The organism is Winogradskyella psychrotolerans RS-3 (genome assembly GCF_000427335.1).
In the GTDB taxonomy this organism is placed as follows: domain Bacteria; phylum Bacteroidota; class Bacteroidia; order Flavobacteriales; family Flavobacteriaceae; genus Winogradskyella; species Winogradskyella psychrotolerans.
The window spans coordinates 154901-178743 of record NZ_ATMR01000095.1 but is presented as its reverse complement, the minus strand read 5'-3'; the positions used below and the strand labels follow the sequence as shown (position 1 = coordinate 178743).

At 34.8% G+C, this 23843-nt stretch carries 17 protein-coding genes and 2 pseudogenes; all 19 read right to left on the bottom strand.

Translation table 11 applies throughout. The annotated features are described in order from the left end of the window. Positions 1–2 precede the first annotated feature (2 nt). The 19 genes and pseudogenes from ADIWIN_RS22175 to ADIWIN_RS09245 all read right to left on the bottom strand — a co-directional run bounded on the left by ADIWIN_RS22175 (position 3) and on the right by ADIWIN_RS09245 (position 23824). A pseudogene (locus ADIWIN_RS22175) lies at positions 3–957 on the bottom strand (FAD:protein FMN transferase). 129 nt (positions 958–1086) lie between these two features. Next, a complete protein-coding gene (locus ADIWIN_RS09315) occupies positions 1087–1854 on the bottom strand; it encodes a 3-keto-disaccharide hydrolase (protein ID WP_020897779.1) in 768 nt (255 codons plus the stop codon). A 36-nt stretch (positions 1855–1890) separates the two neighbouring features. Further along, on the bottom strand, positions 1891–3429 hold the full coding sequence (locus ADIWIN_RS09310; RefSeq protein WP_020897778.1) for a sulfatase family protein: 1539 nt from the start codon (positions 3427–3429) through the stop codon (positions 1891–1893). A 243-nt stretch (positions 3430–3672) separates the two neighbouring features. Further along, entirely contained in the window at positions 3673–5361 is a 1689-nt protein-coding gene (locus ADIWIN_RS09305) for a hypothetical protein (protein ID WP_020897777.1), read from the bottom strand. 319 nt (positions 5362–5680) lie between these two features. Next, positions 5681–6529: a histidine phosphatase family protein gene (locus ADIWIN_RS09300; protein ID WP_020897776.1), complete on the bottom strand. Its 849-nt coding sequence runs from the start codon at positions 6527–6529 to the stop codon at positions 5681–5683. Positions 6530–6551: 22 nt separating this feature from the next. Then, positions 6552–8072 (bottom strand): sulfatase-like hydrolase/transferase, encoded by a 1521-nt coding sequence (locus ADIWIN_RS09295; protein WP_081669557.1) that lies wholly within the window; start codon positions 8070–8072, stop codon positions 6552–6554. A 7-nt stretch (positions 8073–8079) separates the two neighbouring features. Next, positions 8080–10398, bottom strand: coding sequence for a glycosyl hydrolase family 95 catalytic domain-containing protein (locus tag ADIWIN_RS09290; protein ID WP_020897774.1), 2319 nt, complete (start codon positions 10396–10398; stop codon positions 8080–8082). A gap of 163 nt (positions 10399–10561) precedes the next feature. Beyond that, positions 10562–10918 (bottom strand): alpha/beta hydrolase, encoded by a 357-nt coding sequence (locus tag ADIWIN_RS22420; protein WP_235047077.1) that lies wholly within the window; start codon positions 10916–10918, stop codon positions 10562–10564. Beyond that, a pseudogene (locus ADIWIN_RS22415) lies at positions 10895–11230 on the bottom strand (alpha/beta hydrolase); the annotation flags it as partial. The gene ADIWIN_RS22420 and the pseudogene ADIWIN_RS22415, both read right to left, overlap by 24 nt. Before the next feature lie 231 nt (positions 11231–11461). Then, a complete protein-coding gene (locus tag ADIWIN_RS09280; RefSeq protein WP_020897772.1) occupies positions 11462–12658 on the bottom strand; it encodes a putative glycoside hydrolase in 1197 nt (398 codons plus the stop codon). Positions 12659–12671: 13 nt separating this feature from the next. Beyond that, complete coding sequence (locus tag ADIWIN_RS09275; RefSeq protein ID WP_020897771.1) at positions 12672–14168, bottom strand: sulfatase family protein; 1497 nt, start codon at positions 14166–14168, stop codon at positions 12672–12674. 69 nt (positions 14169–14237) lie between these two features. Beyond that, complete coding sequence (locus tag ADIWIN_RS09270; protein ID WP_020897770.1) at positions 14238–15380, bottom strand: alpha/beta hydrolase fold domain-containing protein; 1143 nt, start codon at positions 15378–15380, stop codon at positions 14238–14240. A gap of 15 nt (positions 15381–15395) precedes the next feature. After that, the gene (locus ADIWIN_RS09265; RefSeq protein ID WP_020897769.1) at positions 15396–16892 is read right to left on the bottom strand and encodes a sulfatase family protein; all 1497 of its coding nucleotides are present in this window, start codon (positions 16890–16892) and stop codon (positions 15396–15398) included. Between the two features lie 32 nt (positions 16893–16924). Further along, complete coding sequence (locus ADIWIN_RS20850) at positions 16925–17479, bottom strand: sulfatase/phosphatase domain-containing protein (protein ID WP_020897768.1); 555 nt, start codon at positions 17477–17479, stop codon at positions 16925–16927. After that, on the bottom strand, positions 17449–18531 hold the full coding sequence (locus ADIWIN_RS09260) for a sulfatase-like hydrolase/transferase (RefSeq protein ID WP_020897767.1): 1083 nt from the start codon (positions 18529–18531) through the stop codon (positions 17449–17451). Before ADIWIN_RS09260 ends, ADIWIN_RS20850 begins: the two co-directional genes overlap by 31 nt. A gap of 8 nt (positions 18532–18539) precedes the next feature. Further along, complete coding sequence (locus ADIWIN_RS21640) at positions 18540–19412, bottom strand: alpha-L-fucosidase (protein WP_262507760.1); 873 nt, start codon at positions 19410–19412, stop codon at positions 18540–18542. 14 nt (positions 19413–19426) lie between these two features. After that, entirely contained in the window at positions 19427–20419 is a 993-nt protein-coding gene (locus tag ADIWIN_RS21635) for an alpha-L-fucosidase (protein ID WP_020897765.1), read from the bottom strand. 13 nt (positions 20420–20432) lie between these two features. Further along, a complete protein-coding gene (locus ADIWIN_RS09250) occupies positions 20433–21911 on the bottom strand; it encodes an arylsulfatase (protein WP_040756825.1) in 1479 nt (492 codons plus the stop codon). Positions 21912–21940: 29 nt separating this feature from the next. Continuing rightward, complete coding sequence (locus ADIWIN_RS09245) at positions 21941–23824, bottom strand: sulfatase (protein WP_051155439.1); 1884 nt, start codon at positions 23822–23824, stop codon at positions 21941–21943. Positions 23825–23843 lie beyond the last annotated feature (19 nt).

Here is a 23843-nt window from a genome sequence, read left to right as displayed (position 1 = left end):
CTTTAATTTTTATCTGTTTTAAGAAATTTCTTCGTCTCAAAAATTATATCTTGATTGTTAAAAATTAACAATTCAATATCCTTATGATTATCGATTATTTTTTCTATTTCATCTTTGTTCAATACAATATTGAATGTTGATGCCAAATAATCAGCTTCAACGGCACTATTTGCAATTACTGATGATGTGAAATTATGAGAAACCGGTGTTAATGTTTTTGGATTTACAATGTGAGAATACTTTTTACCTTCAATTATTCTAAATCGATATGTTTTACCCGAAGTTGCTATTGCTTGTCCGGATTTTAATGCTACGATATAACTATTACTATTTGTTGCTGACACACCAACATTCCAAAAATCAGTATTCTCAGGTCTGCCAAACACTCTTATGTCACCTGCAGCTTCAATTAAAAAAGAAGTGATGTTTTTTTCTTTAGAAATGCATAAACCTCATCAATGATATACCCTTTGGCGATGCCTCCTAAGTCTAATTTACTCTTTCTTGCCAGAAAAATATCGTTGGAATCTGTAATCGTTAAAACGGACTTTAATCCAACAAATTTCTGTTGTTTTAATATCGAATTCTTTGAAGGAAACCTCTTGTTTTTTCTGCTTTATCCCAAAAGTCAATTAACGGTTTTATTGAAATATCAAAATAACCATTGGTGTTTTTATGGGCTTGTTGTGATAGTTTTAAAAGTGCTATTAATTGGGATGAAGCATTTTTAAGTTTCCTTTTTCTATTCAATAAACTTATGTCGCTCTTTTTTAAGTAATTGCTAAAAATTAGGTTTAAAGAATCAACGAACAAATAAGTCTGATTAGCAATTAAATCTGCATTTTTTTTTTCTGAAGTGTAAAAAATCAGTTTAAAATCTCCACCGAGCTTTTTCTCATTATATGTAAACTTATCTGCATATAAATTTACTGTTGTAAAAACGGCAATTAACAGCATAATGTTTTTATATAAATTCCTTCTGACTTTCACTTTATAAATTTTAACCTTTTTAATAAATCGATGCTTTACTTTAGTTAGCTGTCTTTTTTAAGGTAAAAAACAACAAAAACCGAATTCCTAAATCTTCTATTTTTTGTGTAATTTGTATTTGATGTTTTTAAACGCAACAGGACCATGATCTCCTTGTATCATAATAGGAGCCATAGAAGTTTCTGTCTTAAAAGCAGCTGCTCTAGTTGGGCCAGTAACTTCAATGTTTTTATGTATTAGTACGCCGTTTAACCAAACTTCATCAAATTTTGCGTTTTTAGTTTTATTTCCTTTTTCATCAAAAGTAGGTGCGTTAAATTTTATTTTTATGTGTTGCCATAAACCAGCAGCTTTAGCAGCGTTTATAGTAGGAGGATGCCCTTCGTAACCTTGTTTTCCTTTTTCTGCTGTTTTGTCCCAGCGTTGGTAAATAGCTCCCATGTCTGAATATGTAGGTTCTTTGACGTTCCAGCTGTCAAAAAGTTGGATTTCATATCTTCCCTGTAGGTAAATGCCCGAATTAGATCCTATAGGCATCATAACATCTAACTCTAGCTCAATATCTCCATGCTCAAAATTTGTGAAAATATTTTTTCTTGAAGTTCTATCTGAATTGTTTAATAATACACCAATGCCATCAACCCCTGAAATGCTTCTTTTTTTGGACGTATCTACGACTGCGTCACTTACAATTTGCCAGTTTTTTGAAGTTGGTTTAAAATCTGAAAGATCTTTTAATGCCATATGCGTGTATGGCAAGGTCTTAAGGTGTTGAGACGTTTGGCATGTTTTGTCAACGTCTTTTTGTAACCCACATGAACTGATGAGTATTAAAAGCAAAAGATAATTAATAGGTTTTTTCATGCTAGGTTTTTAAATTTACACTAATAGGATAGATTTCTATTCACCATCCCTTTTACCAATAGGTTTTAAGAATCTTTTATCGAATCCTTCAGAATAAAATGGATAATTGTCCCAAGGTGATAATCCTTCCATTCTAGGATCGTTTGTCTCTTTTAAATATGTGAACAATTCGTCTTTTAATTCCTTACACAAGTCTAAATATTTCTCCTCTGATGCCAAATTAACCAATTGAAAAGGATCGTCTTTTACATTGTACAATTCTGCTTCAGAACGTTTAGCAACAGCTAAGTCGTAGTAATATTTAACCGAAGCATCATCTTTGTTCGTAATTAAGTATTTGCGTGTTGGTCCTGCATCTATATCGCCATAAAACCCTTGGTGAGAAGCTAAAAAATCTGAATTTCCACCTGGCCATCTGTCTGGTTCAAAGTTTACGATATATAGCCAATCTCCTTTGCGAATGGTTCTCATAGGATATGGCATTCCATCGGGACGGCAGTAGGTATGACGCTCTTGTGCTGTAAATACCCTGTTTCTTGTTGCATCTACTTGACCACTTTTATTTGAAGTTATTACATCTAAGAAACTATTTCCAGTCATCTCGTTTGGAATTTCAATACCAGCTGCTTCTAGTAACGTTGGAGCAAAATCTGTAAAGCTTATAAAATCTTCAACTTTTTGACTTCCTTTAATTTTATCACCCCACAAAATAGCTAAAGGTAAATGCGTTCCATAATCGTAGCTAGTTGCTTTAGCACGAGGGAAAGGCATGCCGTTATCAGCTGTTGTTATAATAATAGTATTCTCAAGTTCGCCTATTTCTTCTAGTGTTTTAATCATTCGTCCGATGTGAGAATCGAACCATTCAATTTCAAAATAATAATCTGCAATATCGCTTTGTACAACCTCATTATTTGGTAAAAACTCAGGTACTTGAATTTTAGAAATATCCTTACCAGATTCTTCTCCGATACCTTGTTTATAACCTCGGTGAGGTTCTCTTCCTCCATACCAAAAAAAGAAAGGTTTGTCTTTATCTCTTTTGGATAAAAAATCTTTAAAATTACCTGAATAGTCAATCTTTGATATGCCTTTTGGAGCCTTCATCTTTATACTACTGTAGTTTTTGGCAATAGGCTGAGTATGGTAAGGCTCCTCTTTTTTGGCAGGTAAATACCCTTTTCCTGTATACCCTGTAACATAACCATTCTGCGCTAACACAATAGGAAATGTCTTGAATTTTTTTTTCAACCCTCCAAATAACACACCACCTTCTTCAAGTTCCCAAATGTTTTTCCCTGTTAAAATATTAGCTCTAGATGGTGCACAAGAAGCTACATTACAATAGGCGTTTTGAAACAATATGCCATCATTAGCTATTCTATCAATATTTGGTGTATTTAATTCTTTTACATTTTCTAAAGAAATGTGTTTGTAAGATTGGTCATCTGAAATACAAAACAGAATATTTGGTCTCTTCTTGTTTAGATTTTTATCACTAGTTTTCTTTTGTGCATTCGCAACAATAGAAATGGCACAAATAAGTAGAAGAGTTAAATAGTTTTTGAATATCATGTTTAATATGTTCACCAGTACAATACCAAAATTAGCGATAAGTCTGTTTTTAATGTTTCTCTAATCTACCTTTTAATTGCTCTATCATATTAAATGACGATATTCAGATCTATTGTTGCAGTCTTTAATATTCTGGGTGCAAATGTCACCTCTTTTAAGGATCAGACAAAACCTATAAAAAAGTCCTTTGTTAAATTTTAACAAAGGACTTTTTATCATGTCATCTAATTGTTCTAATGATTCTTAAATTATATCATAAGTGATCGTATCGATATAAAATTCAAGACCATTATCTAAATTTGTAAAGTTATTACCTATTAGTCTAATCTCTCCACTAATTATATCTGATGTTAGGGCAGCACCTGCTGGTGTTCCTGTAAAATCAAATACCATAGTATGCCATCCCGCTTCGTTCGATTCCACAAAATTACCTTGTACTTGTTGTGAAGCATTTCCATCACTTAAATAGAATCTAATACGCTCACTACTATCAAAATTACTAATGTAATTGAAACTAGGCCAGTACATACGTACGCTTACTATTAAATTACCATAATCAGCAAGTGTAACACCCTCTCCTGGGGTAAAATCAAAACTAAGGCTTTTATTTCCACTACCAGAAGTAGAACCTATAGTCCATTTAGTTACAGTCGTAGCTTCTGCATCTGCAGCATCAGGATTTGCTACTGTTGTTACAGAACAATCCGTACAAGTCGTTGCTAATGTTAAATTTGTAATTGAATTGTCTATATCTAGCCAAGTATTTTGTGTAGGTGTACTAACATCTTTCTCTATAGTTACTTTTGCTAACCTAAAAATTGGGTTTGTTGTATTACCTTCAGTTAACATCTCATCTAGTGTAATAGTCACCGTAAGCGGTGACCCTGAAACCAATGAAATCGTTGATGGGAATTCCAAATCGATAGCTGGAGCACTACCACCATTTTCGGTAGAAGTAGCCGCATAAGAAAAAGGTGTATCTGGATAACCTGTCACAGAAACTGTTCCGCTAACGCTACCTTTTGCTCTTTTTGCTAACTCCAAATTTAAAGTAGCATTAATTGTAGAAGCTGAATTTGTAGTTAAGTCAAAAGTAAAAACTGCAGTGGCACCATCATCACTAGCATCTTCAGTAGAAACACCTATAAAGTTATTGTTTTCTACAATTACGCCTGTACCTCCCACGGTAATAATATCTTGATTAAGATCATCTTCATCTTCATTTCCTACATTAAATGTTTGACTATTATCTCCCGAGTCATCAAATAATAGTGCTGGGTTACCATCATCATTACCGCCACCGTCATCATTACCACCACCATCACCATAATCACCATCAGATTCTAAGATGATTTGTACTACAAATCCTTCCATGTTATCTATACTGTCAGAAATAAAGATAAACCTTCCGATGTTTTCAAAATTAAAAGAATACACACCGTTTTCTTCACCATTAGTTGCTTCTATAAGCGTCTCCGCTGTGTAAGGCCAGTCATTTCCCTCTGCATCATCAATTCTAAGGGTAGGGTGTTTCGCTTTTAATACTCCAAATGCAAATTGTAAATTTTCCTCAAGGGTACGTGAATAACTCGTTGCATAATTTTCGTATGCGTCAGAATATAAATATATTTTATCTATAATGTCTGTTGTTGTGTTTACGCCAAACCCTATGCCTTCAGATAAATACTGCCATCTTACTATACCATCGGCCTCTGCAGTTATTTCTTCTGGTTCTCCGTGAAATGCTTCTAATTCTACTGAAGTATCTACTCCTATTTCTATACCTTCTACGGTTTTGAAATCTACTGTACCATATTCGTTCATACCAAATGTACCTTGTTCTGGTATCACTACAGGGTCATAGTCTGGATCAGATGAACAGGATATACTAAATAATAATAGAATAGCTGAAATATACTTGATAGTTTTCATAAAGTTTGAATTAGTATTAATATGTCATCAAATATCTTATACTTATGCGAAAAAACGATTCTTTATTCTATCAAATGCTTGCTCTTTTTATGCATAAGTAAGATTTAATCGTTAATTAGCATGTTAAATCATAGTTTATGGTCTTTAGTTGATTCCATATTTAGAAGGTTTGATTTTGGGCTTCTCGAGTTTTCAATAAAAAAATCATACACACTAAATACTTAAACTTAGTCTACCAACTTAACAATTTTTTTATCAATAATAGGTTTTGATTCATTTCCTGAAGTATCCTTAATTTTAGATTCAACTTCAAACCCTATTATTCAGGAAAAGGAACATCATTAAACATCTTTAATTTAAAGGTGCCATCATCTTGTTGTTCTACCATCCAAACTCCAGTATTTGTAATTTGAGGAAAACCATTTAACGGATCTTTTGTAAGCATTCTTAGAACGGCTTTTCCACTACTTCCGTGACCTGAAAGAAGTATGGTATTGTGTGATGCATTGCGATCCTCAATTAATTCTAAAACTTTATCTATAATCACCTTTGCCATTGCATTTTCTTTTGCACTTTCTGAATGGTCTCTAGGAAAACGTAGTTTCTTAAATTCGTGTGTGCCATCATTGCGTAACGTGAAGTAAGGTTCTTCTTCTGGAAGTAGTGTTATTTCATCTCCTGCTCCAAGTATTTTTTCAGTTGAGGTATGTTCTGACAAATCTGGCGAAACAATGAGGTTTGTGGCATAGATCTCTGCAAGTTCTGGCCAAATCTCTGCCTTTATTTCTGATTCTTCTAAATAGGGCAATACTGTATTTTTACAACGCCACGCAGGACTGGTTGCTACAAAATCGAAATTAAACCGATTTAATTTTTTAGATACTCTAGATTGTTGCATAATTCCTTTTGGCGTAAAAGCACTATGATTACCAACATAAGACGGCCATTCATTTTCAGGATATATTCCCCATTCTTTTTTAACATTATGTCCACCCTCAGCATGTCTTATATAGTAAATTCTAAGCTTCGATTTGGTAGAATCTTTCTTCTGAATTACTTCTGTATTGCTAGAAGAATGATGCATGGAATTCACATTGTTATCTGAAATTAGAATTCCAAAAAACAAGATTCCCATGACCATAGGAAATGATAGTAATAGCTTTTTCATGGGTTGTGATATAAGTGTTAAACTAGTTAAGTTCTGATACCAAGATTTTACATCGTTCTCTGTAGGCATTTAAGATTTCTAAGTAATCTTTATTCCCAACTAAGTTATTCTGTTCTTTTGGGTCGTTTATAATGTCAAACAACTCTTCGTAAATGGGTTGTTCTCCTGTTTCAATGGTTTGTTCCGGAATGTACTTATTTCGGTCGTTGACTTTACTGAACGAACGAATGTATTTAAACTGTTTACTTCGTACACCTTCTTGTCTTGGGTAGCCTTGATCTGTAAATAGGTTTTCTAAAAAGATGTCTTCTCTCCAGTTTTCATTTTCACCATCAATTAATGGTAGCATACTTTTTCCTTGATAGGATTCAGGTACTTTTACTCCGCACATTTCTAAAATTGTAGCAGGAATATCTTGTCCAACCACCAATTCATCAACAACTTTACCTTTTGTTTTATCCTTGAAAAATGGCGAATACACAATCATTGGTACATGTACAGATTCATCATATAAAATAGTTTTACCTCCTAAGCCGTGTTCTCCTAAAAACAATCCGTTGTCGGAACAAAAGATAATAATGGTATTATCTGCTTCGCCTATTTCTTTTAAATAGGCACGTAAATTCCCTACCATTAAATCAATGGCATAATTAGCACGATCCATTCTTAGCTTTTCACTTAATAATTTTCCTTTATTAGAGGTGACATAATATTTCATTAAATCTGATGTCGCATATACCTCTTCAGGCAGACTAATATCTTGTGGGTAGTTATCTGGTAGTTCTATTTTGTGTTTTACATCGTCATATTTTGTTTTGTAATAGTCTGGATCTTCTGGCTTTGAACCCATACCACCAATACTAGAGGCATGTGGAAGATTTAAGTTAATCCATGCCGAAAAAGGCTTGTTAGGATCTCTTTTCTTAAGTTGATTCTTAATGGAAGGATCCGCATTCTCATAGAAGTAATGGTAATCATCACCTTGCGATAAATAGGCTTTTGTTGCTTCTAATAAACCTTCAATTTGGGTTTCGTTTTTTAGATTGTTGAACTGCTTGTGTTTTTTTGCAGGATAAAATCCTAAATGGCCATTACCGTAATAACTAAAATCGGTGTTTTCTACTAAAGGCGTATCCTTTCTGTCTCCAATTTTTGTGTGGTGTTTTCCAATAAAAGCGGTGGAATACCCAGCGTTCCTTAATTGTGCTTGCCAACTGTCTTGATAGGTTTTTTCGGAAATCACATGCTTAGAAACATTTGTAAACCCAATTTTGTTTTTTCGTTCCCATTGCCCTGTAAAGATGTTGGCTCTACTTGGTCCGCAAATAGGACTTGTAATATAGGCGTTGTTAAAAAAGACACCTTCCTTAGCTAACTGATCGATGTTTGGTGTTTCTGCAATAGGATCGCCTGTCATACTCAACGAATTGAATCTTTGGTCATCAGAAAACACGAAAATGATATTCGGTTTCTTTGATTGCTTTTGTGCGGTGCATGATGCAAAAGAAGCAAGAGTAAATAGACAGTATAATAGTATTTTCATGTGTTTTTTAATAAGAACTGTAATAGTCGTGACCTGGTAATCGTTTTGTTTTCTTACCATAACCGAATAGATTTTGCTCTGCTTCCGATTTTGGTAATTCTATAATACTTAAATCCGTTTGTTTTAAAGACTTTGATGTAATGATAACCGACTCATCTTTCTTTAAATTGATGTTATAAGAACCATCTGCTGATTTATTTACAGAAATAGATTTTCCGTTGATATAAAATTGAGGGTTTTCAAAATCAACTTGAACAATACATGCATTGCCTTTTAAACTTTTTACAGATACAAATTCGGTGTTACCGTCTATCTTTTTAGCACTTACTAAAAAAGCACCTTGTGTTCTTAAATCGTGAAAAGCAACGTCTTTCCATTTTTTAGGACTCGCAGGAAACACACGAATTTTTCCTCCCCAACTTTGCAACATCATATCGTGTAAGCTTGTGGCAAAGGACAGTGGACTTTCAATCACAGGATTGATTTTTCCTTCGGAATACATCGTGGTTGATGAAATATTTTTATGCTTGATTAGAAAATCTAAATAATAATAGGCTTTTTCGGCATCGCCTAAATTAGCATACATGGAAGACGCTCCTGTTGCTGTATAACCCGTTACTGGCATCGCCTTGATTTTTTTGCCACTATTAAATGTAACATCTAACCAATGATCTAAAGATGTACGTAATAGTTTTTTGTCTTCTTCCTTTTCTGGTGTGATTACCATTAAAGGATAAAAAGCTAGTAGATGTGAATAATGCCGATGTGGATTAGCAAAAGGTCTGTCTTTTCCGACCATAAGACCATTTTTATCAATTTGAAAATCTACTAAATTATCTAATACATGTTGCCATTCTTTTTTAAGTGGGTCGTTTATGTGATGCTGATTGTCAATATCAATAAGTGTTTGGAAACTCCAGCGAATTAGAGCTAATGTAAAATTAATATCTTGACCACGACCTGGTTTGTATTCTGGTGACCAACTGTATTTAATATGAATTTTACCGTCTTCGGCATCTACTGGATTTTCTTTGATATAATTCAGGTAACTATTCACCGTCTTTTTTAAGATAGGAAATAGTTTATCTCGCATACGACTATCATCACCTGAAAATTGAAGATGCAACCAATAATCGTTTAAAATCCAAGCTAACATATCTGGCACTTTTGAACCGTTGTAAGCAATGAGGTCTTGTGGCATTAAAGCAGCAACGGCAGCACTGTTTTTCCAATGCTTAGGGACATTGTCTTCAAGGTTTTTTGCATATTTATCAATGTTGTTTGGTAAGGATTCTCCAATAGACATTCTATTTGCGGTTAAATGCGTCCAATAGATGAGTTGTACATTTAAATCACCCCAAACCATTGGCCAAAAGGTTCTATTGTACCAAGGTCCCATTAAATCTAAAATCGGTCCGTTGCCTCTAGACGCAGAGCCTAGTTTATACATTTGTATCCAATAGAACGACTCTTTTTCCGCATCATTGATGGTTACGAAACTTAAAGGGTAATACTCGTGCCACCATTTTTGATGGGTAGATATAAAGTTGGTGTCTTTAATAAGAACTTCGGCTGTTTCTAAATTGTTAGTCACAATTTCTAATGAATTGTGCTCAGGGAAACTATGATGCACACTCGCTATTAATTGTTGTTTTCCGGAAGGATTCCCTATTATTTTATAGCCTGTAGTGGTTTCCCCTCTATTATCGTATAACGGTTGGTAGCAGAAATTATAACCATTTTTTTTACTAAACGTTGGTTGGGGTGCCATTTCTAAAGTTACAGCCCTCATTTTATCCCATGTACCTCCTTTTGGTCCGCCACCACTTTTTAAAACTTCATAAACTGGTGGAATAGGAGCTTCGGCATGCCAAGTAATTTCTACCGTTTCATCTTTTGTATCGGTTTCAAAATAGATGATATCATTGGCGCTATGCGTAAGGCCTTTTATTTTATAACTTCCTTTAGACGTTTTTATAGTACCTGTTAATTCGGCATTCCATAAATCTAAACGCATGTCAACACCTGTAATTTTTCCTTTAGATTTCAGTTTAAAATGACCTAATGGTAAACGGCTTCGTTTAATCCAAAGCATTTCATCAGCTTTAGTTTCAGCTTCTCTATGGTCGTAATAATCATGTCTTCCTATATGAAGCGAGATCACATTATCTTTTTCTTCTGGGCTTTGATACAATAAAAATCCAACATTTCCATTTCCTGAATAAGGTGCGGTTTGCCATTTGTCTGGAACAAGATCCCAAAGCATGTCGTGCTTAGATAAAAAGGATTCGTAATCGACTTTAAAATCGACATTTTGTCCATGCATTAGCTGCGTGAAGCAAAACATAAATAACAAATACGATAACGGCGATTTAATTAGTCTATATAAGTTCATTATTAAGGTATATAATATTAAATATAAAGATAGAACACTACCTTATAAGGTGTTTTCTCTATTCGTTCAAATGATTGCTGAATATAAGCATTGTTTATTCTATGACTTTGAAATTGTGCTTTTTAAGAAACTCTAGAGATAAATTCATAGTGTTATTAAAAATGTCATCGGTTTTTCTTTTGCGAAAATAAGACCCATTAAAAAAGCCATGACCTTTACCTTCAAAAGGAATTAATTCGCATGTATTTCCCATTTCAGTCATTAATTTGGTAAAGCGTTCTACGTTTTCAAAAGGAACGCTTTGGTCTGCAGTTCCATGGAATATTAATGTTGGTGGAATGCCTTCTACAACATGATGACTTGGTGAAATTTCTGTTTTTCTGTTTTTTCCTACTTTCGCTATACCATAACCTTTTTCTGTTGTATCAACGACTGGGTTGAAAAGAATCATGGCATTTGGAATAGAACTAATTTTTAAATCTTCATCTGCTTCGTCAAAACCTTTAATAACGCCTGTACATGCTGCTACATGTCCACCTGCAGAGGCGCCAGAGACTATGATTTTATTGGGATTAATTCCTAATTTATCAGCATGAGCTCTTAAAAAGCGTATAGCGGATTTACCATCTGTAACACATTCAAAAGGCGAAGTTTTGTGTTTGCCGCGTACTCTATATTCAGCTGAAATAGCCACATAGCCACTATCTGCAAAAAAGCGTGCTTGTTGATAGAACTGTTTGGTGTTGCCACTAGCCCAGCCTCCACCAAAAAAGAAATAATAACAGGACTTTTATCTGAAATGTTATGACCGGAAGGCTTAAAGACTTTCATTTTTAAGTCGCCTTCCTTTGTCATTTTATAATTGAAAATTGAATCTGGTTCAAAATTAACTTGTCCTTTTACTATAAATGAAAAAGCGATTAAGAATGTCGTAAGAAATATTTTAATAGACGTCATAAAAGTTAAGGCTTGAAAGTATCATTTAAGGGTATTTTTAATGCCAAGTTATTTTAGCTTGTCTGGTTTCCGTATTCACCCAAACGGAAGCCTGTTCAAATTCGCGCGTAAACTCCCAACCTGTCGTTGAGGTTCTATGGTATGCACCTTTGGGAGCACCTAGTGGTTTTTGCAATTCTGGATAATCGATTAAAGAGCCATGAGCCAATTGCCAACCCCAACCATATTGAAAATAAGAATAGGGTTGCGCACCTATTAAATAACAAGCGTGATAATACTCTAATTTTTCTTTAGATAGTTTTGCAAAGCGTTCATTTCTCTTTTTTCCTTTGTAATATGAAGGATTGGCGATAGCTACACTATCGTATTCCACACCAATTCTAAATATTGACATTTTTCCAGATTTAGAAATTTTAAGCATATCCTCCCAATCCGTAAGCAGTTTTTCTTTAGTTAACATCTTATCACCATAATGTTCAAACATATTGGCATCTATAGACGGGAAAACGTGTTGTGCTAATTTAGCATTTGCATTGTTACCTAGTACTATTTTATCAGTCCCTAATTTTTCTTTTAGAGCTTTCATCATAGTTCCCATAGCTTTTTGAACGTCTTGAGATTTATCGTGACGTAACCATGAAAAACCATGCATTTGATCTATAAACGCACCATCGGCACCTGAAAATTGAACCCCTTCAGCTACAGTATTTACCCACCATTCCCGAAAATCTGGATTTAAAACATCAAAATAAAAAACGTTTTTTCGCTCTTCTAAGGCTTTGGTTTCAGGGTTTTCTATTAAGAAGGCCTTTAGTTCTGGGTAGTTGTTAATGTTTTCTTGTGTGAAATTCTCGTTGTAAGAAGTGAAAGGCCAGGCATAAGCTGAATTAAAATAAAAAAGCACTTTCATTTCTGGTTTTACCTTTTTAAAAGCTGCTACCTCATGTTTTGCGCCTAACTCTGCAGCTCCTAAATCCCCATGACCATGTGATTTTTCAATACAAATAAAGTCTGTTCGTTCCGCAATAAATTCGACTTCTTCTGGATTTAAAATGCGTTTTGGATCCCCAAACATATAATACATTGGCGTAGTTTCCCAACTAAATTTAGGATAAAATGATTTTGTTTCAAAATTACTGCCATCACTTATATTAAAGGGGATTTGAGCTGTTTTACACGAGGAAAACAATAAAAAAATCAAGAATATACTAATAATAGAAAGACTAAATTTCATGAAAATAGGATGGTTAATTCTTAGGTTTTTTACGTTTCGGTTTCGTTTTCCAAAGCACAATTTTGTCCACATCATTTTCAGCAAATTCGCCCTTAGTACTTCTTCCTGTTTTGATGTCTAATTCTAATTGCTTTAAAAGTTGTTCTGCAATTTCAGGACGTTTTTCATATAAATTTTCAGTTTCGGCAGGATCATTTTCCATATCATAGAGTTGTGCAATGGGCATGTCTGAAGCTTCTCTTTCTCTTGGTGACGACCAACCTCCAGATCCTTTAGCGAGTAACAATTTCCATTTTCCTAAGCGATAAGCAAAATGACCACTAATAGAGTGATGTATCACGCCAGCTCGCGTGCTATTGATGTCTTCGCCATGTAAAGCAGGTAAGATACTGACACTGTCTTCTCCACTCTTACTAGGAACAGCCACATTAGTGATTTCAGAAAATGTAGCATAAATATCCGTCAAACAAATTAACTCATCACTTGTAGAGTTCGGTTTAACCTCATTTGGCCATTTTAGAATAAAAGGCACACGATGACCTCCGTCCCATAAATCGGATTTTGAACCACGATAGCCTGCGCTTACGATATGACCTTTTTTCTCTAGGTCTAGTATATTTGCCGCTTTAGACGTACCGTTATCACTGGTGAATATAACCAATGTGTTTTCAGATAATCCATTTGCTTTTAGCGCTTCAGTTATAGCACCCACAGTGGCATCTGTTTGCATTACAAAATCGGCATAATCTCCAAGTCCACTTTTACCTTGCCATTCTTTAGAAGGTACTATTGGTGTATGAGGCGACCCTAAAGGCACATATAAGAAAAATGGTTTTCCGTCTTTATTCTTTGCCTGATCAGTTATGTATTTTACAGATTGATTTGTTAATCGTGGTAGCATGTTAATTTCATCATCATAAAGCACAACTTTATCATTTACAATCACCGCTTTCATGTCTTTAGCATGGTGGAATCCATGATAATAATCAAAACCACGATGTATAGGACCATCAGGTATGGTAGATCCAATAGGAGGTAAGTGTTTTTTTGATTTTTTAGCGATAGGTGTATTTGAAATCGAATCTACATATTGAAAGTTAAGATGCCATTTTCCTATAATTGCCGTATGATAGCCTTGGTCTTTAAGGAAATTCGCAATTGTTGGACGGTCTTCTGCAATTAGGTTAGGTGCAAAGCCTTGAACAACTCCACTTTGTAGTTTTGAACGCCAACTATAACGTCCTGTCATAATACCATAACGCGTTGGTGTACATACTGCAGAGCCAGAATGGGCATCTGTAAATGTCATGCCTTCTTTAGTCAGTTGATCGATGTGAGGGGTTTTAATTTTACTAGTTTCTGGTGCTAAACTTTGTACATCACCATAGCCTAAATCATCACAGACAATAAAAACTATATTAGGTTTTTCTGAACTTTGAGCCTTAGAAGACCAAGTAAAGAGGCTTAGGAGTATTAAAATTAAGCTTACAGTTTTAATTTTAGGTTTCATCATGTTTTTATTGTAGTTTTAAAAGGAAATATTTCTTTTTAATGAATATGTTAATAATAATCGCTGCGTTTAGTTTAAGTGAGAAACAAAATAATCAATAGTTGTTTGCTCAATCTCTCCTCTGGTTGGTTCAATATCTGCATCTACTTTTCTCCAATTGTGACCTGCATTTTTAATGATTAATGTTGTAACAGGTGCGCTAACCTTATTCGCTTTTTCTGCCATATAATAGGCATGCTTTACTGGAATTGTGGTGTCCTTGTCTCCTTGTATCATTAATAAAGGAGGGCTGTTTTTATTTAAATAATTAATAGGACTCATTTCTCTATAAAGCGCTAGTTTTTCCTTTGGTTTGGTATTTGGTTTTGTGATTCTAGGACCAAATCTATCTTTTGAAACCGGACTATCATCATGATTAAACAAGCTTATATCTTCGAAATCGCAAGGACCGTACCAAGATACTCCAGCGACCATTTTATAGGTGTATGACGCCAAATTAGGATCGCCAATTAGCGTTTCTGGCGCACTTAATAGTAGCATTTGAGCTATTTGACCTCCAGCAGAATCTCCAAAAGAGAAAAATCGATTGGGATCTATTCCTAATGCTTTGTGATGTTTAGATAAATAACGCATGGCATCTTTACTATCTATTACACAATCTCTCATAGATGTTTCGCCTCCGTTTTCCCATAGTCTATAACTTACAGATACCACACAAAATCCTTTTTCTAAAAGTGCTGTATGCACCGTTTTAAAAGACGCATTGGCCGCTCCATGTCTGCTGCCTGCAGCCCAACCGCCACCATGCGTGTAAATCACTACAGGTAACTTTTGATTTACTTTTCTGTTTTTTGGATAGTAAATATCAAGATATAAATTTTCTTCTTTTGTTTCTTTGTATAAAACGTTCAATTTTCTTTCACCTCCAGTATTTAAATAGGGGATTTGAAGTTCCGAGAATTCTTCATAACTCACTTGATTGTCGGCATTCAGATCCAATCGTTTTAATGGTTTCCATCTTCGATTGTTTTCACGTTCTGAAAATTGTCCATCCTTGTTTGTATCTAATTTATCCCAATTTTTTTTGATGTACATCTCACGGTATGCTCCGTTTGATTGGTCATCGGTTTGCGCCAATCCTTTTAAAAAAGAAAATGTGATACATAATATTGCTAATGAAACATTAAACTTAAGTTTTCTAGATCTTGTCATAATTCTGCTATATTCCTATTTATTACTATAGCCTTGGCTTTTATAAGTTTCTAAAAGTTGCTCTAATTCTGCAACAACTTCTGGATGTTCGTTATAAAGATTGTTCTTTTCCTCAGGATCGTTAATTATATCATATAAAGTTCCTGGAGCTTCGTTAGATTCTGGTTCTCTGTTTTTTGGCTTTGTAAAACCACCGGAACCTAATTCTGGCGTGTATTTCCATTTGCCTTTTCTAATAGAAAACATGCCGTACAGTGAATGATGCACAACCGCTTCTCTAATTGGTGTTTTTATTTCAGCGGTGTAAGCTGGCCACATGTTGAAACTGTCTTCTGCTCCGTTTTCTATAGTTGGTTGCTTTAATATACCAGATAAAGTGGCAAACAAATCTGTGGTACACATCAATTGATCCGATTTCAATCCTGCAGGAATGACGCCTGGCCATTTTGCTATATAAGGTACGCGATGACCTCCTTCATAAATATCTGCTTTTCTACCTTTGAATATGTAATTGGCACGGTGTGTATATAATTCTTGATCTCTTTCTGTCCAATTGGCTCCATTATCTGAGGTGACTATGATCAGCGTGTTTTCTAATTTATCTGCTTTTTCCAAAGCAGTAACCACTGCACCTACCGCATCATCTACCATAGTGACGTAATCGCCATAAAGTCCTGCTTCAGATCTACCTATTGCTTCACCTACTGGTAACCATGGTTTATGCGGAGCAGTTAAGGGGAAATACAAAAAGAAAGGAGAATCTACTTCTTTTTGATCTTGGATAAATGAAACTGATTTTTTTGTGAAATTATCTAATACCTGTTCAAATACAAAGCTTGGAGCTTTTTCTCCTGATCTCCACATCACACCTCGACCTGCATTTTTTCCTTTGGTGAATGCTGTTGGTAATTCTAACGTTTTTCCGTTTTCAATATACACATAAGGCGGTATGTCTAAAGAGGCAGGAATAATATAGGAATAGTCAAACCCTAAATCGCTTGGGTCTTTTATTGGTTTACTAAAATCGACATTACTATGACCATCTTTTGATTTTACAACTTTATCTCCATCTTTGGGTTGCATACCTAAACCAATGTGCCATTTTCCAATGCAGGCCGTTGTATATCCATTACTTTTAAGGTAAGAAGCAACGGTTGGTCTGCTTTCTTCTATTAAGGCTGGTTTATAACCATGTAGAACCCCTTTTTTTAAGGAACTTCTCCAAGCATAACGTCCTGTAATGATACCATAACGAGTCGGTGTACATACCGAAGAATTGGTGTGTGCTTCTGTAAAATGAACACCTTCATTTAGCATTTTATCCATGTGTGGAGTTTGAATTCCGGATTCTGGATTTAAAGCCGAAAGGTCTCCATATCCCATATCATCGGCCAAAATATATACAATATTTGGCGCTGTATTTTTAGTCGTAACATCTTGTTTTTCGATAGTGGTTTGAGCCTTACAAGAGGTTATAAAAGCTAAGATGAAAAGGAATCGTAATATGTTCATTCGTTCTTTTAATATAATTATTGTGGCTTAAATTATTTTTTTAAAGCAAACTTTGCTTGAGGCCATTCTCCTGAAATAGCATCGTTTTTTTGAACTTTTCCAGGTGTACTTCTGCCATTTTGTATGTGTTGGATTAGAATTGCTTTTAATTCCTTAACTTTTTCAGGGAATTGATTGGCAACGTTATTTTTCTCTTTAACGTCCTTTTTTAAATTGTATAGAATTTCTTCCGCAGTAACATCTTTATGTATTTTTGTCTCTCCAGATGCCATAATACCTGAGTTTGGAGATACAATTAATTTCCAATCTCCTTTCCTAATAGCAAAAACACCATACTTGTCATGATGAATAGTGGCATCTCTTAAATAATCGCCTTCATTGGTTAATAAAGGCATCATGCTAAAACTGTCTTCAGCTTCATTATCCTTAAAATCATAACCAATAATATCTGCACATGTTGCCATAAAATCCGTAGTACATATGGTGGCTTCTGAAACCGAATTTGGTTTTATTTTTCCTGGCCATTTCACTAAAAATGGGACTCTGTGACCTCCTTCTAAATAACTTCCTTTATAACCACTATACACATAACTTGGACTGTGTTTTTTTGTCGCAAGGTTTTTAAATCGTTAGTAGTAGCAAAACCGTTATCGCTAGTAAAGATGACTAATGTGTTTTCGTCAATGCCTTGTGCTTTTAGTGTTTCAAAAATACGACCCATTAAATCATCTATCATGATTACAAAATCGGCATAAGGGCTTTTAATGTCGCTTTGACCTTTCCACGGTGCAATTGGTAACACGGGATTATGTGGAGAAGGCAAAGGAATGTACATAAAAAACGGTTGGTCTTTATTGGCATTTTCCTTAATAAAAGAAATAGATTTATCTACAACGTTTGGTAGTACATCTTCATGTTTAAAATCATCCGCAATGTCTCCTCTAATCCAAGTGGCATAGGGTGATTGTTTTTTGGTTTGAGCCGAAATTCCTGTTGGTACCATGGTGGCCTTATTATTTTCTATATACACAAAAGGTGGCATGTTTAGGGATGCTGAAATCATATAAGAATAATCGAAGCCCATGTCATTAGGTCCAAACTTTAAAGGCTGACTATAATCAATATCTTTAAAATTAAAACGATTGGATTTGTCTGAAAAATGATCAAACTCTTTGCTGTTGTTTTTCATCGTCCAGTTTAAACCCAAATGCCATTTTCCAATACTTGCTGTTTTATAGCCCTTATTTTTTAGCATCTGTGCCACTGTTAATCTGTTTTTCTGAATTAAACTAGGTGAATTTCCCCAAGTGACAAATTCTTTCAAAGGCGTACGCCAATTATATCTTCCAGTTAAGATGCCGTATCGTGTTGGTGTACATACCGAAGAAGAGGTATGCGCATCTGTAAACATCATACCTTCTTTGCCCATTTGATCTAAATGAGGGGTCTGAATTTTACTATTTTCATTATAGATGCTTAAATCACCAATTCCTAAATCATCTGCTAGAATGTATATAATGTTTGGTTGTTTAGGTTTCGGTTGTTCTGTAATGTCGTTATTATCAAAACTTGTAAGTATAAAATGTGAAGCCAATAACAGACTACTAATTATAAGTATTTGAGTTGTTTTAGTTTTCATAATTTTATTTAATTGTTTTTTAAAGTTACTTCAATAACATAACCTAAGGCATCTGTAGGTATATCTGTTACTGTAGTTTGTAAGCCGTTTTCATTTTGATCCCAACTAAGAGCTTTTTCGCTTCCTAATAGTTTTACATGTTCAATATCTCCTTCACCTTCTTTTAATGATTTTATTAGAATTTCTCCTTCTGTATGGGTGAGTGAAATAGCGTAAACCTTGTTTCCTTTAGTCGTGAACCAAAAATCTTTAGACGTGAAATTTCGTTGAAAACCTTTAGCTGCTCTATGACCTGTACCATCTAATAATGTTTCTTCTTGGCCTTCGTTTGGTGTTTTCCAACGGGTTGTTCCATAAATAGCATCTGCATTTTGATGAATCCATTTGCCCATGTCGCGCAAGTTTTCTGCACTGGTTTCGGGCACTTGACCTTTTCCGTCAGGACCAATATTCAATAGATAGTTTCCACCTTTAGATAGAATATCTACAAAGTAGTAGAGCAGTTCTTTTGGGCTTTTCCAATCGTCGTCATAGGATTTATAACCCCAAGAATTGTTAGTTGTTCCACAGGTTTCCCAATACTTTTCTAGCTTTTCTGAAGCCGAAGGAATCTTATTGTCTCCAGCATCCAAATAATCTCCAAAGGCATAACCCACTCTTCGGTTAACTAAAACGTTTGGATTCATATCATAAACGAGTTTATAAAACTGAAATGCTTGTTCTTCCGTAGTAAAACCTGTGCCATCAAACCAAATTAAACGCAATTCTGGTAGCATGGTTATAAGCTCTTTTATTTGAGGATAGGCTTTGTTTTTTAGATATTCTTCATGTGTGTTTTCACTTGGATCCCATAAATTTTTACCAGTTGGATGTGTATAAATACCTAAAGAATCATTTACTTTTTTACGTTAGCATAATTCCCATCTGTGCCATCCATCCAATCATTACCATGCGAATAATACACGCCAAAATCTATGCCTTCTGCTAAACAGGCGTTGTAAAGCTCCTTAATAATATCTGCTTTATAAGGTGTGGCGTCAACCATATCAAATTCAGAATGTTTTGAATCGAATAACGCAAAACCATCATGATGTTTTGAAGTGATAACGATGTATTTCATACCAACATCCTTAGCTAATTTTACCACATTTTGCGCAAAGGATTTATCGGGATTAAAGGTTTTGGCTAATGCTTTGTATTCTTCTCTAGGAATTTGAAACGCATACATTAACCATTCTGCAACTTTTGGTCCTGGATGTGGTGCGTTATTTATTTTAGTGCCTTTCCAAACACCTCCAGCTTGAGAGTATAATCCCCAATGTATAAACATACCAAACTTGGCTTCTTTAAACCGTTTAAGCGCTATTTGCTTCTCAGCAGATTGGTGCATGGTTAACCATTCTTGATGATGTTCTCCAGAACCAATTGGTTTTTTATAATGCGGAATTATTCTTAGGTTTTTAAAATCAGCATCGGTTGTTATGGAAAGCGTCTGTTTTCCTGTGTTTTTATATGGAATTTTGTTTTTGAATTCGGAAACTATGTCGTTCGAATTGATAATATAGCTTTTCAATAAAGGTTCTTCAAATGCTTGTTCCTCAATTTTTACTTTTGCAACATCTTTATCCTTATAAGATTCGTTTTTTGAAACTATTTGAAGCACATAGTCTGAAGGCTGTTTCACATTAAAATCCCAAGAAAATGTATTTCCTTCTTTAGAAGCATCCGTTTTTTCTAATACTATCCAATGATTAGTTTGGTGGAATGGTTTTTCAATCGACACAGTAGTATCCTCCTTTTTTTTACAGGATACAGTAACTAAAAACATTGAAAATACAATACTATAAATTCTTAATCTCTTTTTATACGGACGCATTATTAAATTCATTTTGGATGATATTTTAATCAATTTTCGGATTCCATTCTAAAATTCCTTGCTCCTCTAATTGCTTATAGTATTTAACATGTAACGGTTGCTGTTTAACGCGCTTTCTGTTTTCGTTTACCATGAGTGGAATAGAGGTGGACCACCAATCGTTATAAGGTTGTTGAAATTTGGCAATCACTTCAGGATATTCAGCCGCAACATTTTTAGTTTCTCCTGGATCTTTAGCAACATTGTACAATTCGGCATTATTTACAAAACGCCATTGCTGACTTCTTATAGCCATTTTAGTGTATTTGGCTTCGTTGACCATTCCGGTTTTCCAGCGTCCACAATGCACAAATAGTAAACGGTCTTCCCAGTTTACCGCTGTATTTTCTAATAAAGGGATTAATGACAAACCTTCTAAAGGCTGCATTGTTTCTGGTAGCTTAGCTCCAGTTAATTCCGCAAAGGTCGGGTATAAATCTAAGTGTGCTGTAAGTTGGTTAATGTCTTTTCCTTCAGTTAAAACACCTTTCCAATACAAGAAAAGTGGGACGTGATCACCACCTTCGTAAGGTGAATTTTTTCCACCTTTCAAACCTGCATTAAAATGCCTTACGTTTTCCCCATTCAAAGTGCCTCTTAAATGTGTAGCTCCATTATCTGTGGTGAAAATGACTAACGTATTGTCTAAGGCATCCCATTCTTCAAGTTTACTCATTAACCTTCCAAAATTGTCATCAATATTTTCAATCATCCCATATCTACTCGCAGTACCTTCATCATATCCTAATTCTAAAAAACGTTTTTTATAGGTTTCAGGAGCCACCAAAGGTGCGTGCGGTGCATTAAGTGAAAGGTATGTGAAGTAAGGTGTTTTCGTATTAATTTGTTCTTTTGTCCAAGCCATAGCCGCATCGAAAAACACATCCGTACAAAAGCCCTTGGTTTTTACAATAGTTTCATTGTGAAGTAAAACATTATCAAAATACACGTTGTCTTTATTAGGTGGGAAATCTCCAAGATTTACTTGCCCAATTCCACCAGCACCATGCATCAACACTTCATTAAAACCTCTGTTTTGTGGGAGGTATTCATCTGCATCGCCCAAATGCCATTTGCCAAACAATCCGGTTTGGTAACCTGCAGATTGCAAGACTTGCGGAAGCGTGTGTACATCTAAAGCCATGCGTTCGCGCTCTAGAATCGTATGAGTAACACCAACTCTAAATTCGTGTCGTCCACTCATAATCGCAGCGCGTGTTGGTGCGCAAGTAGGACTTACATGATATTCTGTAAAACGTGTTGATTTTTCATAGAAGGCATCAATATTTGGGGTTTTTACGACTTGGTTTCCCATACAGGAAAAATCACCCATCCCTTGATCATCTGTCATGACAAAGATGATGTTGGGTCTGCTGTTTTTTAATGGTTTAGAATGCTTTTGAGCATAACCAATTTGAAACAAAAATAGGAAGCACAAGCAACAGTTAATAACTATAGTTTTCATGATTCCTATTTCTATTATTTAACGTTTAATTATTTTACTTTATGAAACTCACTTTTTACCATAAATCGATTTTCATCAATTAGGATGATACCATATTCTATGGCTTCTTTAGGAACCGTAAACGTGTATTCTAAATTATTTTTACCAGCGTCTACAGGTATTCTGATATACGTAGATTTCACTTTACTTTTCTTGCCTTTTTTTCTTGCTTTAGCCTTATCTGATATTTTTACAAGTGCATAACTTTCAACTACATTAGAGTTTTCTTTTTCTAATTGAATAGCAACTTTACGTGATGCAGCATCAAAAGTATCGTTAACAATAACAGGAATCGCAGTTACATCCTTATCATTTTTAAATTTTGAAGGTTCTTTATATGGCAATTTAGCATCATAATCTTTTAGATATTTTTCTAATTTTTCAGCAAGCGCTTTCGTGATTTCTGGTTCTTGTTTAGCGATATCGAACTTTTCTTCTAAGTCAAGTCGTTTTCCATCTTTATACAAACGATGCAATACATAATTACCAGTGATAAAGTTTTTATATAACTTATAGTCGCCAGATCGTATAGCAGACTGGTTTTTAGTCTCGCCACCATAAGGATAATGCCACCATAAATCTTCTCTTGGTTTCCCATCTTTATTTAAGACTTCCTTTTCATTCTTTAATAAGACACCTGAAATATCTAGTCCATCTAAATCAGAACTATATTTAGCAGGTATTTTACTATTGGTAAGGCTAAGAACAGTAGGGTAATAATCTAACTGATTGATTAAAACATCTTTTGTTTCTCCTTTTGGAATATTTGGTCCCGATATAAGCATTGGGACTCTAATTCCGCCTTCTTCCGAATATTTTTTTCCTTTATCTAAAGGAGCATTATCAGACATTACTTCTGCTCTACGAGTTTCCGCTCCACCATTATCAGATGAAAAGATGATGTAAGTTGTTTCGTATAATTTTTTGCCTGGATTTCTTGGGTCATCTGTTTTCTTTAACAAATCGACTACGCGACCTAAACTCCAATCTAAGGTAGTAACCATAGCTCCAAAATAAGGATTATTCTGACCTTCTTTAGTCCATTCAGTATCTGCCTCTGGAAGCTCTACTCCTAATTTATCACAATAATAGTCTAATAATTCACGGTTTTTAGAGTGAATAGGATAGTGCACCATCCAATGTGCTAAATATAAAAAGAACGGTTCCTCTTTGTTGTTTTCTATAAATTTTAGAGCGTTTTCAGTAACTGCGTCTGTTGGATATGAAATTCCGTTAGGCGATTCCTTTGTGAAAGGAAAGTATTTTTCTTTACTTAAACGATACGCATCATTTTTATCATGTGTTGCAAAAGCATTTAAGCGATTTTTAGCTCCTTTAGGTCCTTGATGTGCTCCTCTAGATTCATGTGCAAAATCAAAACCTTGATTGGTTGATTTTTGAATCTGAAGTGCTCCTGCATGCCATTTTCCAACATGTCCTGTTCTATAACCATTCATTTTTAAAGCTTCAGCAATCGTGAAGTTTTCAGGCATTAATCCTTCTGGAAAATAAGGACTCATATATTTTTCCGATCTCTGAGCCTTAGGGATTCCTCCGCCACTAACATTGGTTATTCCTGTTTTAGCAGGATGCAATCCGCTTAAAAGTGCAGATCTAGACGGAGCACAAGTAGGTGCAGGAGAATAGCCATTTGTAAAATTGATGGCGTCTTTTGCTAATGCTTTAATGTTTGGAGTATCCCACGCACAAGGTTCGTCTAAATCGTTTAACTCTACGTCTTGCCAGCCTAAATCATCAGCGTAAAATATAATGACGTTAGGCTTTATTAAATTCTCTTTTTCCTGACTATTACCATAGTTAGAGGCTAAAAAGGCCAATAGTACTAAGGCTAAGAATGTTCTGTTATTTTTCATTTTATATATAATTAAAGCA